Raw genomic sequence first — 14,794 nt, 5'->3', positions numbered from 1 at the left:
CTCACATCAATAAAGTATTTTCAACTCAAAATTAGGGATAGAGACGAAAATAAAGAACTCTCCTATAATGCTCAAGAATCTGAAAAATCGTTTTCATTAAGAGTTTTTTTTCATGTTAAGCAATACTATCCGCTCTAATTTTTTAAAATTTTATGCTAATCGCCATCATACTATTCTTCCCTCTTCTCCAGTATTTCCCCACAATGATTCCTCCATCCTTTTTACCAATGCAGGCATGAACCAATTTAAGGACATCTTCTTAAATAAAGAAAAGGTAAGCTACTCTCGAGCTACAACATCACAAAAATGCATTCGTGCTGGAGGAAAACACAATGACCTAGATAATGTCGGTCATACTTCAAGACACCTCACGTTCTTTGAGATGTTAGGCAACTTTTCTTTTGGGGACTACTTCAAAAGCGAAGCTATTGCCTTTGCTTGGGAAGTTTCTCTATCCGTTTTCAACTTTAATTCCGAAAGAATTTATGCTACAGTGCATGAAAAAGACGATGAGGCGTTTACTCTTTGGGAAAAGTATCTTCCTACAGACCGTATTTTTCGTCTTACAGATAAAGATAATTTTTGGAGCATGGCGAACACCGGCCCATGTGGCTATTGTTCAGAACTTCTCTTTGACCGCGGCCCAACCTTTGGGAAAGCATCATCTCCTCTTCAAGATACTGAAGGAGAGCGTTTCCTAGAGTATTGGAACCTAGTGTTTATGGAATTCAATCGCACAAGCGAAGGTTCTTTACTCGCTTTGCCTAGTAAACACGTAGATACGGGAGCAGGTCTTGAAAGACTTGTATCTTTAATTGCCGGAACGAATACTGTTTTCGAAACTGATGTATTACGAGAATTGATTGCTCGAGTAGAAAAACTATCTAGGAAAATCTATCACCCGGATGATAGTGGTGCGCCTTTTCGAGTGATTGCAGATCACACGCGCTCTTTATCTTTTGCTATTGCTGATGGTTTGCTTCCAGGAAATACTGAGCGAGGCTATGTATTAAGAAAAATTTTAAGAAGATCTGTAAACTACGGACGACGTCTGGGTTTTAATGCTCCCTTTTTGGCAGAGATTGTTCCTGTATTAGTAGATCTTATGGGGGGGGCCTATCCAGAGTTAAAAAATTCATTATCTCAGATTCAAAAAGTGATTACCTTAGAAGAAGAGACCTTTTTCAAAACTTTAGATCGTGGAGGGAACCTCTTGCAGCAGGTTTTGAAAAGCTCATTTTCTTCCTCCTGTATATCTGGGGAAGATGCCTTTAAACTCAAAGATACCTACGGTATGCCTATTGATGAAATTGCTTTATTAGCTAAAGACTACGACTATAGTGTTGACATGGATACATTCCATGAATTGGAAAAAGAAGCTAAAGAACGTTCTAGAAAAAGTGTTGCTAAGTCTGTAGAAAATTCTGAATCCGTCTATAACGAACTAGATTTAACTTCAGAATTTATAGGTTATGATAATCTCTCGTGTGATACCTTTATTGAGGCAATCATTTCTAAGAACAACCTAGTTTCTTTACTCCAAGAGGAGGAAGAAGGCGCTATCGTTTTAAAAACCTCTCCTTTTTATGCAGAAAAAGGAGGGCAAATAGGCGATTCTGGAGAAATTTTTTGTAGTGAGGGCACGTTTATTGTTACACATACAGCATCCCCCAAGGCTGGTTTAATCGTACATTACGGAAAAGTTTCTCAAGGAACTTTAAGTGTAGAAGCTGCTGTTACTGCCCAGGTAAATTGTGCTCGTAGAAAAAAAATCGCTAACAATCACACTGCTTGTCACCTATTGCATAAAGCTTTGGAAATAACTCTAGGTGATCATATCCGTCAAGCAGGCTCTTATGTTGACGATACAAAAATCCGTTTAGACGTTACTCATCCTGAAGCAATTTCTCAAGATGATCTTATATCTATTGAGACTCTAGTCAACGCAAGCATCCGTGATAATTATTCTGTAAATATTCGTGAGTCCCTTTATTCTGACGTAATGAATTCCTCTGAAATCAAACAATTCTTTGGGGATAAATATAGTGATGTTGTCCGCATCGTTTCTGTAGGTCATTCTCATGAGCTTTGCGGAGGAACTCATACAGAAGCAACAGGAAATATTGGTTTCTTCCGTATTGTTAAAGAGCATGCGATAGCCATGGGCATTAGACGTATTGAAGCAATTACTGGAGAAGAAGCTGAGTCAGCAGTACATGAAGAAAGTCAATTGTTAGAAGAGATCGCTGTATTATTACAAGTCCCTAAAGATCAGATTTTAACTAAACTAAGTGCAACCTTAGGAGAGCGTAAACAACAACAAAAACTTTTAACTGAACTAGAAAGTACTTTGATCTACACTAAATTAGATAAGCTGATCAATAATTGTCATCAACGTCAGGGAATTACTTACCTTGTGCATCATCTAGAGGAAAATGAGAATCATCGTTTGCAACAGTATGCGCAGTGCTTACATCAGAAGATACCTGAAAAATTAGTTTCTCTATGGACGACAGAGAAAAATGGAAAATATATTATACTATCCCGAGTTTCTAATGACCTTATTACACAGGGAGTCCATGCTCAGGATTTATTGAAAACAGTCCTTACTCCTTGCGGTGGCCGTTGGGGAGGCAAGGATCAGTCTGCTCAAGGTAGTGCTCCCACACTCCCAACAATAGAAGTATTAAACGAAACTTTATGGCAATGGATTTCAACCCAGTTAATTTAGATTTTTCTATTTCCAAAGAATTCAATGGGGGATCTCTTCCCTTACTACTAGAAAATATTCATCTAGGAGCCACAGCATTTCTTGCATCCAAGATGTTTCGAGACAGCCGTCGTTCTATAATTATGATTACGACGCCAAGGCGTCTCGATGATCTCTTCGAAAATTTAAAGTCATTTTTAGAGAAACCTCCTATAGAATTTCCAGCTTCCGAAATTGATCTTTCTCTAAAATTAGTAAATATAGATGCAGTGGGGAAGCGAGATAAGGTCCTGTATGAACTGAGTCAGGAAGATACTCCGATATTCTGTATAACTACATTGAAAGCTCTTTTAGAGAAAACCCGTTCCCCAAAAGCAACAAGCCAACAACATCTTGAACTTCAAGTTGGAGATATTTTAGATCCAGAAACTTCTATAGAACTATGTAGGAATTTAGGATACTCTCACACAACGCTAACTAGTGAAAAAGGAGAGTTTTCTCATCGTGGGGGCATTATTGATATTTTTCCTTTATCCTCTCCCGAGCCTTTTCGCATAGAATTTTGGGGAGAAAAGATTATCTCTATCAGGTCTTACAATCCTTCTGACCAGTTATCTACAGGAAAAGTCTCAAAAATTTCTATCTCTCCAGCTTATCTAGAGGAGTCTGGAGAAGCAAAGTATTCTCACTCTCTGTTAGACTATTTTAGATCTCCTCCTCTCTATCTATTTGATAACCTAGAGATTTTAGAAGACGATTTTGCTGATATTTCTGGAACACTTTCTTCTCTTCCAGATAGATTTTTCTCTATAGGATATCTATATGATCGCATTGCAACGTCTCGTCAAGTCTATTTCTCTGAAGCTCCTTTCCCTAATGTAAAAATTCTGAAAGAAAATCGAGTAGTGATCGAAGCATTCCACCAAAATATAGAAGCATATCGCGAGTCTCTTCCTATAATTTACCCGACACACATCGTTCAGGATGCGAGTAATCCTCTACTGACCTTTTTAAAAAATATCCAAGAATATATTCCGCCCCATGGGAAACCATTAAAAATAGCAATTTACAGTACAAAAACTAAATCTTTAAAGGAGGCGCGAACTTTAGCAGAAACTATTAGTAGAGCTGATATTGAGATCTATGAACAAACAGGAAATTTGACATCGAGTTTTGCATTAGTAAACGAAGCTTTTGCAGCAATTTCTCTATCCGAGTTTGCTTCTACAAAAGTACTACGGAGACAGAAGCAACGCTCTCACTTTTCAGTTACTACTGAAGAAGTTTTTGTTCCGATACCAGGTGAAACTGTTGTTCATCTCCATAATGGAATTGGCAAGTTTGTTGGAGTAGAAAAAAAACCTAATCATCTCAATATTGAAACAGACTATCTTGTTCTAGAGTACGCGGACAAAGCTAGACTTTATGTTCCTTCGAATCAAGCATATTTGATTTCACGTTATGTAGGTGCTTCTGATAAATCTGTAGATCTTCATCATTTGAATAGTTCGAAATGGAAACGCTCTCGAGACCTCACAGAAAAATCTTTGATCGTTTACGCAGAAAAGCTTCTACAATTAGAAGCTCAACGTTCGACAATTCCCGCCTTTATTTATCCGCCTCATGGAGCAGCGGTGATCAAGTTTGCCGAAACTTTTCCTTATGAAGAGACTCCCGATCAATTAAAAGCTATTGAAGAAATTTATAATGATATGATGTCCCCTAAGCTCATGGATAGATTGATTTGCGGGGATGCTGGCTTTGGGAAAACCGAGGTAATTATGAGAGCTGCTGTAAAAGCAGTTTGTGATGGTCATCGTCAAGTTATTGTTATGGTTCCTACAACAATCTTGGCAACGCAACATTACGAGACCTTTAAACAAAGAATGGCTGGGTTACCGATAGAAATTACCATGCTCTCTCGCTTTTCCCAACCCAAAGCACAGAAAATGATCTTTGAAAAAATGGCATCGGGACAAATTGACATTATCATTGGGACTCATAAGCTGATTAACAAAAATTTGGAATTTAAAAACCCCGGTTTATTAATTATTGACGAAGAACAACGTTTTGGAGTCAAGGTTAAAGATAGTCTTAAAGAACGCTATCCTACTATAGATTGTCTTACAGTATCGGCAACTCCTATCCCACGAACATTACACATGTCTTTATCTGGAGCTCGAGATTTATCTGTGATTGCTATGCCTCCCTTGGATCGGTTGCCTGTAAGTACTTTTGTCATGGAACATAACAACGAGACATTAACCGCTGCTTTAAGGCACGAGCTTCTTCGGGGAGGACAAGCCTATGTGATTCACAATCGCATTGAGAGTATTTTTACTCTTGCTGAAACAATCCGTAATCTTATTCCTGAAGCTCGAATTGGTGTTGCCCATGGTCAGATGGCTGCAGAAGATCTATCTAATATCTTTACAAAATTCAAAAATCAACAGACCAATATCTTAGTCGCAACTGCATTAATAGAAAACGGTATTGACATTCCTAATGCCAACACCATCTTGATAGACCATGCGGATAAGTTTGGAATGGCTGATCTGTATCAAATGAAAGGACGTGTGGGACGTTGGAATAAAAAGGCATACTGTTATTTTCTAGTTTCTCATCTAGATAGATTATCGGGACAAGCGGCTAAGCGACTTGCCGCTTTAAATAAGCAAGAATATGGTGGGGGGATGAAAATAGCTCTTCATGATTTGGAGATCCGTGGTGCCGGAAATATTCTAGGGACAGATCAATCTGGGCATATAGGAGCTATAGGATTTAATCTCTATTGTAAGTTATTAAAAAAAGCTATTGTAGCTTTGAAAAAGCACACTTCACCTTTGCTATTTAATGACGATGTAAAGATAGAGTTTCCCTACAATTCGCGTATTCCGGATACTTACATCGAGACAGCATCGATGCGGATTGAATTTTACCAAAAGATTGGCAATGCTGAAGATGATGAAGAGCTCGCCGCAATACAAGAAGAAATGCGCGATCGCTTTGGTCCCCAACCTCAAGAAGTCTCCTGGCTTTTTGCCTTGGCCCAAGTACGCCTATTTGCTCTACAGCATAGCATTTCCAGCATCAAAGGAACTCCCAATGCTTTGTATATCCAAAAATGCCTTAGTAAATCTGAACAAACAAAGAAGACACTCCCCTATGCTCTATCTCCGACTCCTGAACTTTTAGTCAAAGAAGTTATCGAGTCTATAGAAAGGGGTCTCTTAGTAAAAGCTTCGTAATTAGGAGATCTATGTCTGCCTTTTTTAATCTTTTAAAATCTAAAGTTTCCTCACGTCCTCCTGTATGGTTTTTAAGACAGGTAGGAAGGTATATGCCTCAATATCGGGAACTAAAGGGATCACAACCTTTAAAAGACTTTTTTCATAATACCGAGGCAATTATAGAAGCCACTCTCCTTGGGCCTTCTTTACTTCATGTAGATGCTGCTATTCTTTTTGCTGATATTTTATCCGTTCTGGATGGTTTTAATATACCTTATGATTTTGCTCCTGGCCCACGCACACAATTCTATCCAGAACAACCTCTGACTTTCACTTCAGATCCTCAAGCTACTTTCAGCTACCTTTTAGATGCTATCAGAAATCTCACTAAGAAGCTTTCCGTTCCTCTCATTGCCTTTGCAGCATCTCCTTTTACCCTAGCCAGCTACCTAATCGATGGTGGTGTTTCCAAAGACTTCTCAAAAACGATGTCTTTTCTATACTGTTACCCTAAAAAGTTCGATGAGTTAATCTCTAAAATTATTTCTGGGACAGCAACCTACCTAAAAGCACAAATCGATGCAGGAGCCGCTGCTGTACAGCTTTTTGAATCTTCGAGTCTACGCCTGCCTACAGCACTATTTATACATTATGTGACAGAACCAAATCGTAAGTTGATAAAAAAACTTAAACAAGACTCTATTCCCGTGAGTTTATTTTGCCGCTGTTTTGAAGAAAATTTCTATACTCTCAGTGAGACAAAAGCTGATACTCTCCACCCTGACTATCATGTAAATCTTCACAGCATTCAAAAAAGTTCTATTCCGATGCCTTCTTTACAAGGGAACATAGATCCAGCATTATTTTTACTGCCCGAAGAAAAATTATTAAATTATGTAGAAAACTTCCTGATGCCTTTAAAAACATTTCCTAACTTCATTTTTAATTCTGGACATGGGATTCTTCCTGAAACACCTTTATCAAACGTTCAAGCAGTAGTTTCTTATGTTCAACGTCAACTTTAAATTTCTAGAAGGACTTCATCAACCGGCTCCAAGATACACAAGTTACCCTACAGCTTTAGAATGGGAGGCCTCGGATGAGTCCCCTATTTTACTTGCCTTTGAAAAACTCAGAAAATCTCCGCAACCCCTCTCTTTATATTTTCATATTCCCTTCTGTCAATCAATGTGCTTATATTGCGCATGTTCTGTTGTTTTAAACCGTCGTGAAGATATTGTAGAAGCTTATATTGATACCTTAATCCAAGAAATGGAACTTGTGATCCAGAATATAGGAAATAAGCCTCAAGTATCTCGTGTTCATTTTGGAGGTGGCACTCCTAGCAGACTCTCTAGGGAATTGTTTCTTAAGCTCTTTGATAAACTCCATAAGCTCTTTGATCTTAGCCATACAGAGGAAATTGCTATTGAAATTGATCCTCGTTCTCTAAGAAACGACATAGAAAAAGCGAAATTCTTCCAGGAATTAGGTTTTAATAGAGTCAGCTTAGGTATTCAAGATACCCAAGCTACTGTTCAAGAAGCTGTAAAACGACGTCAGTCCCATGAGGAATCTTTAAAAGTATACGAAAAATTTAAAGAACTAGGATTCGAAAGTATCAATATTGATTTAATCTATGGTCTCCCTAAGCAAACAAAAGAGACGTTTGGTAAAACAATTCAAGATATTTTAGTCATGCGTCCTGATCGGCTTGCTTTATTTTCGTTTGCCTCGGTTCCTTGGATCAAACTTCATCAGAAAGCAATGAAAGCTTCTGATATGCCCTCTATGGAAGAGAAGTTTGCGATCTATTCACAATCAAGACATCTGCTTACACAAGCTGGATATCAAGCTATTGGTATGGATCATTTTTCTCTTCCCCATGATCCTTTAACTTTTGCCTTCAAAAACAAAAGTTTGATCCGAAACTTTCAAGGGTATTCGCTCCCTCCAGAGGAAGATTTATTAGGGTTAGGAATGACCTCTACAAGTTTTATTCGTGGGATTTATCTACAGAATACTAAAACCCTTGAGGAATATCATAAAACTGTGCTTTCAGGAACTTTTCCTGTTATAAAAAGTAAAATTCTTAGTGAAGATGATCGGATTAGAAAATGGGTGATCCACAAATTAATGTGTACTTTTTCATTAGAAAAACAAGAGTTTTCAAGTCTTTTTGGGTGCGAATTTGACACCTATTTTATAGAAAGTCAGGATCGCTTGATAAGTATGGAAACCACGGGGCTCATTCATAACAATACGTTTGCCTTAAAGGTAACACCACTTGGAGAGCTATTTGTCAGAGTCATTGCTACAGCTTTTGATCGTTATTTTTTAGATAAAGTATCTAAAACACAGTGTTTCTCTGCTTCTATATAAAAAAGATGACGAGAGGTGTAAGTTATCCTTTTTGGAGGAGTGTTTGAATAAAGCAATCATTGTGGGTTCAGGAATTTCTGGCCTTGCTACAGCTTGGTGGTTGCAGCAAAAGTTTTCTGATATGGAAATACTTATCTTAGATAAGGCGGCTTCTCCGGGAGGTTTTGTTTATACTGAACATCAAAAAGGATTTTCTTTTGATCTCGGTCCTAAAGGATTCCTCACTAAAGGAGAGGGGAGGTATACCTTAAAATTGATCCATGAACTTGGTCTTCAAGATTCATTGATCTTTAGTGACCACGCTGCAAAAAACCGCTTTGTTCATTATAAGGGGAAAACCCGTAAAATATCCTTCTGGACTTTAATGAAGGGGGGCTTACTTCCTTCTTTAGTTAAAGATTTCTGTGCGTCTTGTTATACTAAAGATAGTTCTATTCAAGAGTTCTTAAAACGACATAGTTCCATAAATTTCACAAATTATATTTTAGATCCATTAGTCACAGCAATACGTGCAGGTCGGAGCCATGTTCTCTCGACTCACATGGCTTTTCCTGAACTCGCGAGAAGAGAGGCATGTAGTGGTTCTATATTACGAAGCTATCTTAAAAAAAGACGCCCAAAAGAGACTACCAAGTCCGAAGGATATCTTGCTTCTTTATCCCCTTCATTAGGGACTTTGATTACTACTCTTATGCAAAAACTGTCTGCAACATGGAAATTTTCAACTCCAGCAACTAATATCAACTGTTCGTCAGAAAAAGCTTATGTAACCACACCCTCGGGTATATTCTCTGGCGATCTTGTGATCTACACAGGACCTATGCACCAACTTCCAATACTGTTTCCTAATCACGGCACCGAAGATTTAGCAAAAAGTGTCCTCCCTTGGAACTTATCTAGCATCAGCTTAGGTTGGCATAAACCTAAATTTTCTCTTCCTAAAGGTTATGGAATGCTATTTGCAGATGAACCTCCACTCCTAGGCATCGTCTGGAATTCTCAGATCTTCCCACAATGCACTCCAGGAATGGCGGCCCTTTCCATCCTTGTTGAAGGAAAATGGCATGAAAGACAAGCCCATGCCTTTGCCATAACAGCTCTGTCAAAGTACCTAGGGATTAATCAATATGCTGATGCATTCGCCTTATTTTCTCCTCAAGATGGCATGCCTCAACATGCTGTAGGATTCCCAGAGGCGAGGCAACGAGTTATACCTTCTCTACCAAGAAATTTAAAAATTGTGGGGCAAAATATTGCAGGCCCAGGCCTCAATCGATCCATAGCCTCAGCCTACCATACTGTATATGACTTAAGTAGGTAGAAAACGTTGACATAATGCTGTTGTTCTTACCAAAGATTCTCCATAATACTGTCTGTAAGAACGTGAAGAAATCAAGCTCTTTCTTACATGTTCAAGAAGATGGTTTGAAAGGCGAGTTGTTTCATTTAACTGAGAATAACCGTAGGCCAATCCCTCTACCCACCGCAGCTCCATAGTTAAATAACATGGCTCTCCTTTAAGGAAATATAATTTAGGATGACTACCAGCAACTTGCCAATCTTCTTTAATTTCTTCAAAAAGATGCACGGCTTTAGAGAAATTTCCTATAGCAAGATAGGTATCAGCAAGATCTAACTTCACCATATAATAGATATACGCCCATATTTTCATATGTTCTCCTGACCAAGAGATCTCAGAAAACTCTTCAAGGGCTTTAATAAACCAACTGATTTTTGTTAAAGCTACGGGTTCACTATAGCCCTGTAAGTAGTATGCAAGTGAGAGTAAAGATGACCTGGGGAAAAGGTCTGCAAATGAAGAAAGATGTCTCAACGCATCGTAATCCCCCATTAAATATTTTTGAAGATCATAAGCAAGAAAATATAAACAATCTCCATGGGGACGTAAGGGAAGTTGATCACAATATTTAGCTTGATCACGAGTTTCTTTAGGTCTTACCAATGTCCACATAAGTCGGAGAGCGGTTTGCCAAGAGTTACATTCTTGAGAAAAAGCTTCAGGAAGAGTTTCTACAGCTTTGGAATCTCCGAAATATAGAGCTTCGTAGCAACGCATAGTTATCCTTGCTTCATTAATATTAGAAAGTTGAAGGAGAGATATTTCGTTTGGAAGTCCTGACTCTAAGGCCTCCAAAAAAGCAAGGGCTTTTTGATACTCTATATCTTTAGTATATTTACAAATTGCTTTTAACTTGCTGTTTTCTAGATGGCGAAGAGAGTTATAAGCGAGTTCTATGATAGGATGGCTATAAGCGGCATTTCTATATTTAATCATATCATAGATACAATGACTATAAATCTCGGAAAGCTGAGGTAAAACTTTGTGATTCTTTGTATTTTGCAAGATATTTTCTGAATCTACATAAGATAGAGAATAGAGAGAATCTATCAAATGGCGATAGGTAAAAGAAAATTGAGGTTGATAGAGCATGCTTTCACATAAAGTTTTTTTCTTTTGTGCAGTATAAGCTAAAAATAACCCGATACCAGATTCCTCGCGTCCCCAATTCTTGTAAGCACGGAAGAAAAAATCCTCTGCTTCTTTATAATCATTCTGGATATAAGCAATACACCCTAAAAACTCATATACCCTAGCAAAAGTAGCTCCTAGCTTTACAGCTGGCTTTACAATCTCTAAGAAAGCATTTCGAGCATTCTTATAGTCCCCCTTAGCATACAGGTATGCACCTAGAAAAAATCCATATTCTGGAAAATATGGATCACCTGGCATAAAAATAGTTTCCCCCTTCTGTAGCAAGCGCTCCATGGACACAAAGTCTTTATTTTGGTGATACAGTTCTAACAAAGAAAAATAGGCATAATATAATAAAGTTGACTGTAGATAATCTCCATGGTCTATAAGAACTTCGAGCTCTTCAACCGCTTTGTCCTTTGCAAAAGGCACGTACTGCAAGGCATGGTTTAATAATACGATATCCACTTCGTGAGAACGCGAAACCTCACCTCTAGCTATACGCCCTACCAAGGAATCTACTGCTTCACGATAGGTAATTTCAGATAAACAATAGGGGGTGAGCAAAGCGTCACAAGATACTGAGGTTTGGTGATATAACTCTATTTGCAAAGCAAGTACTGTTTTTTGTAAAAAACTTTGTTCTATTTCTAAAATCTCTAGATTGGGGCTACAGGATCCCTTTTCTAACTCCTCGATGAGTTGCTTAGCCAATCGTAATGCCTTTTCATAATCACCTTGTTCTTTCGCTAATAGAATATCTTGCTTACGGTCTTCGTAACTGCTATGCAATGTCATTTTGTAAATTTCAAAGAGTAAATGGTCTTGCAACGATTCGTTACACCCTACATCCAATAGCTGTTGAACGATATCTCGAAGTGGAGCTTGATCAGGATTTAAACGTTGCCACAATATTTGTAATTCTTTTCTCATATCTTTCGGCACACGTAGTGTTAATAGCGTTTCAAGAATTTTTTTTCCTCTTTCACATTCTCCTTGACGAATACACTTTAGCAAATATTGACGAACCAAGACTACGACAGTTCCCCAGTCACGAACCGATAAGTTATCTTTGTCTATAAGAATTCGTTCGATAAATTCTGCAAACAGTTCTTCATAATTTTTTCCTGCTGTCAATGCAGAGTGCATATCCGCACAGCAGTGACCAAAAGACTTTTTTTGAGGATTATTTCCTGAAATCAATGTAAAACTTAACACTAAAATTAGGCTGAGCCGAACTAAAGGTTGTAGTAGAATACGGTAGTATATTTTCATCCAAATATTTCTATTGCCATTACAGTAGGCATTTCGCAAAGATCAAGAATCCTGGTTTTTTATTCTATCTATGACAAACAAATTTTAAGTTATCAAAGAAAGATGTGGCGCTTATTTTTTATATGCCCAACAAAGTCGATACAAACACTCTTCTTATTCTACTCAAAATCCACAAAAAAACCCAAAATCCTCATAGAAAGTTCCATTCTTTTTGAAAGTAATTTTCTAATCTTTTTATAAATTAACACGTTGATAAACAAAGAAGTGTGTTCTCATAACAAAATAAAAACAACTTGAGAAAGTCTTAATTGCATCTAAAAAATGGTTGCATGAATTTGAACAAAAAAACTAATTAAAAATTAAAACAAGTAAAAATAGTTTAAAACAGCAACTAGAGGACGCTTTTCATGGCGCTAAAAGATACGGCAAAGAAAATGAAAGATCTGCTGGATAGTATCCAGCATGACTTAGTCAAAGCAGAGAAAGGAAACAAAGCAGCAGCTCAGAGAGTACGCACAGACTCTATAAAATTAGAAAAAGTTGCAAAGCTTTACAGAAAAGAATCTATAAAAGCAGAGAAGTCTGGATTATTAAAACGCAAGCCAGCAGCTAAAGCTCCTGCCAAAGCAAAAAAAGTTGCAGTAAAAAAAGCCCCTGCTAAAAAATGTGCTCCTGCAGCTAAAATGAGTAAAGCTCCTAAGTCTGCGCCTAAAAAGACAGTAGCAAAAAAAACTAAAAAAGCTCTTAAAACACGCGGTTTCAGAAAATAATTTGCGCTAGCTTTATTTCATTTAGAGGATAAGTAGTAAGTACTATTTATCCTCTTTTCTTTCTAAATCTCCCTGATTTCTTTCTCAAAAAGGTAGAGATATAATTTTTTTTCATGGTAAAATTTCTTCCTACTGTTTGAGTCACTAGAGAAATGTTTCTAGAATCCCACTAGAGGCTCGAAATAAATGTCTCTACAAGTTGTTTTATCTAATTCACTGTAATTCCTCTCTAACTAAAACGAGATTTGTGTCTTAACTATGTCTACAATGCAAAACTGTCCACATTTTGGTTTATGTGGAGGATGCTCATCTCCTCAATCTGAATATATTGAATCGTTAAAGAGAAAAGAAGAGCTCCTTCACGATTTATTTGCTTCTTTAGTGTCCACGGATATCATTGCTCCTATCATTCCCTGTTTCCCTCCTTTAAGAGGAAGAAATAAAATGGAATTTTCATTTTTCCAAACCCCTACAGGAGAAAAAAGCTTAGGATTTATCAGCTCTACAAAACCAAAGAAAGGCATCCCTGTAACCACATGCCTCCTTATTCATGAGCATACCATGGACATTCTCAAGCTTACCCGACAATGGTGGGACCAACATCCAGAGCTTATCGCCTACTTTGCTCCTAAAAATAAGGGCTCTTTGTGTACGTTAGCTGTACGTATCGGCAGCCCAGAGCACAAATTTATGGTTATTCTCACTACATCAGGAGCTCCAGAATACAGAGTAGAGGAAACAATTATAAATGAGTGGAAAGATATTCTACTCTCATCTTCTTTAAATATATCTTCGATCTATTGGGAAGAAAAAATAGCTAACCGAGGTATTTCTACGTATTATAAAACCAGATTATTATATGGAGAACCTTGCATTCACCAACAACTTTCCCTAACTATTGATGACAATTCAGCAGGTTTCAGCTTACGCCCTAGAAGTTTTTTTCAACCGCAAAGCGTCCAGGCAGTGAAAATTATCGAGACTGCGAAAGAATTTATAAACCCACAAGGATCAGAGACTCTTTTGGATCTTTATTGTGGAGCAGGGACTATAGGAATTATGCTGTCTCGTTATGTGAAAAAGGTGATTGGCGTTGAAATTATTCCTGATGCTGTAGCTTCAGCTCAACACAACATCAAGGCTAATAACAAAGAAGATTGTATAGAGGTCCATTTAGAAGATGTAAAAACCTTTTGCAAAAGGAACGAAAACTCGAAAGCTCCTGACGTTATTATTATTGATCCGCCACGTTGCGGCATACAAAACAAAGTACTTAAATATATTTTACGTATAGGCTCTCCAAAGATTCTCTATATTTCTTGCAACCCTAAAACACAGTTTCAGGAATGTAAAGATCTGATTGCTGGGGGATATGAGATAAAAAAAATGCAGCCTATAGATCAGTTTCCGCATTCGGCGCATTTAGAAAATATTATTTTATTAGAAAGAGAGGTTAATCTCTAGGAAAAGCATTGAATGCTCGCTTCCTATTATGATAATCTTACTTCGAATTAACCCAAGCTAAGGTGATTTCATGCTTTCTCATATCGTTACGTGTTTTCTATTTTTATTGAGTACTTTTCCATTACTTGCAGAAGAAGAAGTAGCTCAATCAAAAAATACTTTTGTGCAGCCTGCCATTATGTTGGCAATTGCCATTTTATTTTTCTATTTTATCTTATGGCGTCCAGAGCAAAAACGCAGAAAAGCGATGGAAAAACGTAAAAATGATCTTGCTAAAGGAGACAAAGTCACAGCCATGGGAATTATCGGTGTTGTAGATGACATCCGTGAACATACGGTAATTTTAAATCTTGCTTCTGGAAAAGTCGAAGTTCTAAAAGCAGCGATTTCTGAGATCCTGAAGCCTGGAGATAACAAAGCATAAAGCAGGTTATTCGAGCTCTTATCCCACGATTTTCATCGTGGGATT

At 37.6% G+C, this 14,794-nt stretch carries 9 protein-coding genes; 8 read left to right on the top strand and 1 reads right to left on the bottom strand.

Annotated elements, in window-relative coordinates:
• Positions 1-112 precede the first annotated feature (112 nt).
• The 5 genes from alaS to C834KP_RS04295 are packed head-to-tail and all read left to right on the top strand — an operon-like array spanning position 113 to position 9,643.
• Positions 113-2,731 (top strand): alanine--tRNA ligase, encoded by a 2,619-nt coding sequence (alaS, locus tag C834KP_RS04315; RefSeq protein WP_108896938.1) that lies wholly within the window; start codon positions 113-115, stop codon positions 2,729-2,731.
• The gene (mfd, locus tag C834KP_RS04310) at positions 2,707-5,958 is read left to right on the top strand and encodes a transcription-repair coupling factor (protein ID WP_174165557.1); all 3,252 of its coding nucleotides are present in this window, start codon (positions 2,707-2,709) and stop codon (positions 5,956-5,958) included. Before alaS ends, mfd begins: the two co-directional genes overlap by 25 nt.
• Before the next feature lie 11 nt (positions 5,959-5,969).
• Complete coding sequence (gene hemE / locus C834KP_RS04305) at positions 5,970-6,965, top strand: uroporphyrinogen decarboxylase (RefSeq protein WP_108896936.1); 996 nt, start codon at positions 5,970-5,972, stop codon at positions 6,963-6,965.
• Positions 6,946-8,322, top strand: coding sequence for an oxygen-independent coproporphyrinogen III oxidase (gene hemN, locus C834KP_RS04300; protein ID WP_108896935.1), 1,377 nt, complete (start codon positions 6,946-6,948; stop codon positions 8,320-8,322). Before hemE ends, hemN begins: the two co-directional genes overlap by 20 nt.
• 43 nt (positions 8,323-8,365) lie before the next feature.
• Positions 8,366-9,643: a protoporphyrinogen oxidase gene (locus tag C834KP_RS04295; RefSeq protein ID WP_108896934.1), complete on the top strand. Its 1,278-nt coding sequence runs from the start codon at positions 8,366-8,368 to the stop codon at positions 9,641-9,643.
• On the opposite strand, the gene C834KP_RS04290 is transcribed toward C834KP_RS04295, so the two are convergent.
• Complete coding sequence (locus C834KP_RS04290; RefSeq protein ID WP_108896933.1) at positions 9,632-12,091, bottom strand: tetratricopeptide repeat protein; 2,460 nt, start codon at positions 12,089-12,091, stop codon at positions 9,632-9,634. The genes C834KP_RS04295 and C834KP_RS04290 overlap by 12 nt on opposite strands.
• A gap of 407 nt (positions 12,092-12,498) precedes the next feature.
• On the opposite strand from C834KP_RS04290, the gene hctA reads away from it, so the two are divergent.
• The 3 genes from hctA (at position 12,499) to yajC (ending at position 14,749) form a co-directional block, all read left to right on the top strand.
• Positions 12,499-12,861: a histone H1-like protein HctA gene (hctA, locus tag C834KP_RS04285; RefSeq protein WP_108896932.1), complete on the top strand. Its 363-nt coding sequence runs from the start codon at positions 12,499-12,501 to the stop codon at positions 12,859-12,861.
• Positions 12,862-13,119: 258 nt separating this feature from the next.
• Positions 13,120-14,325 carry a 23S rRNA (uracil(1939)-C(5))-methyltransferase RlmD gene (gene rlmD / locus C834KP_RS04280; RefSeq protein WP_108896931.1) on the top strand — a complete coding sequence of 402 codons (1,206 nt, stop codon included), beginning with the start codon at positions 13,120-13,122 and terminating at the stop codon, positions 14,323-14,325.
• 70 nt (positions 14,326-14,395) lie between these two features.
• Positions 14,396-14,749, top strand: coding sequence for a preprotein translocase subunit YajC (yajC, locus tag C834KP_RS04275; RefSeq protein WP_108896930.1), 354 nt, complete (start codon positions 14,396-14,398; stop codon positions 14,747-14,749).
• The last annotated feature ends 45 nt before the right edge of the window (positions 14,750-14,794 follow it).

The organism is Chlamydia serpentis (assembly GCF_900239945.1).
GTDB classification, from domain to species: Bacteria; Chlamydiota; Chlamydiia; order Chlamydiales; family Chlamydiaceae; genus Chlamydia; species Chlamydia serpentis.
This window is presented reverse-complemented; position numbering and strand designations above follow the sequence as displayed.

Excerpts from the sequence above, each read along its gene's own strand:
- alaS (WP_108896938.1), top strand. The coding sequence starts at position 113 with ATGTTAAGCAATACTATCCGCTCTAATTTTTTAAAATTTTATGCTAAT.
- C834KP_RS04290 (WP_108896933.1), bottom strand. The coding sequence starts at position 12,091 with ATGAAAATATACTACCGTATTCTACTACAACCTTTAGTTCGGCTCAGC.
- hctA (WP_108896932.1), top strand. The coding sequence starts at position 12,499 with ATGGCGCTAAAAGATACGGCAAAGAAAATGAAAGATCTGCTGGATAGT.
- mfd (WP_174165557.1), top strand. The coding sequence starts at position 2,707 with ATGGATTTCAACCCAGTTAATTTAGATTTTTCTATTTCCAAAGAATTC.
- yajC (WP_108896930.1), top strand. The coding sequence starts at position 14,396 with ATGCTTTCTCATATCGTTACGTGTTTTCTATTTTTATTGAGTACTTTT.
- hemN (WP_108896935.1), top strand. The coding sequence starts at position 6,946 with ATGTTCAACGTCAACTTTAAATTTCTAGAAGGACTTCATCAACCGGCT.
- hemE (WP_108896936.1), top strand. The coding sequence starts at position 5,970 with ATGTCTGCCTTTTTTAATCTTTTAAAATCTAAAGTTTCCTCACGTCCT.
- rlmD (WP_108896931.1), top strand. The coding sequence starts at position 13,120 with ATGTCTACAATGCAAAACTGTCCACATTTTGGTTTATGTGGAGGATGC.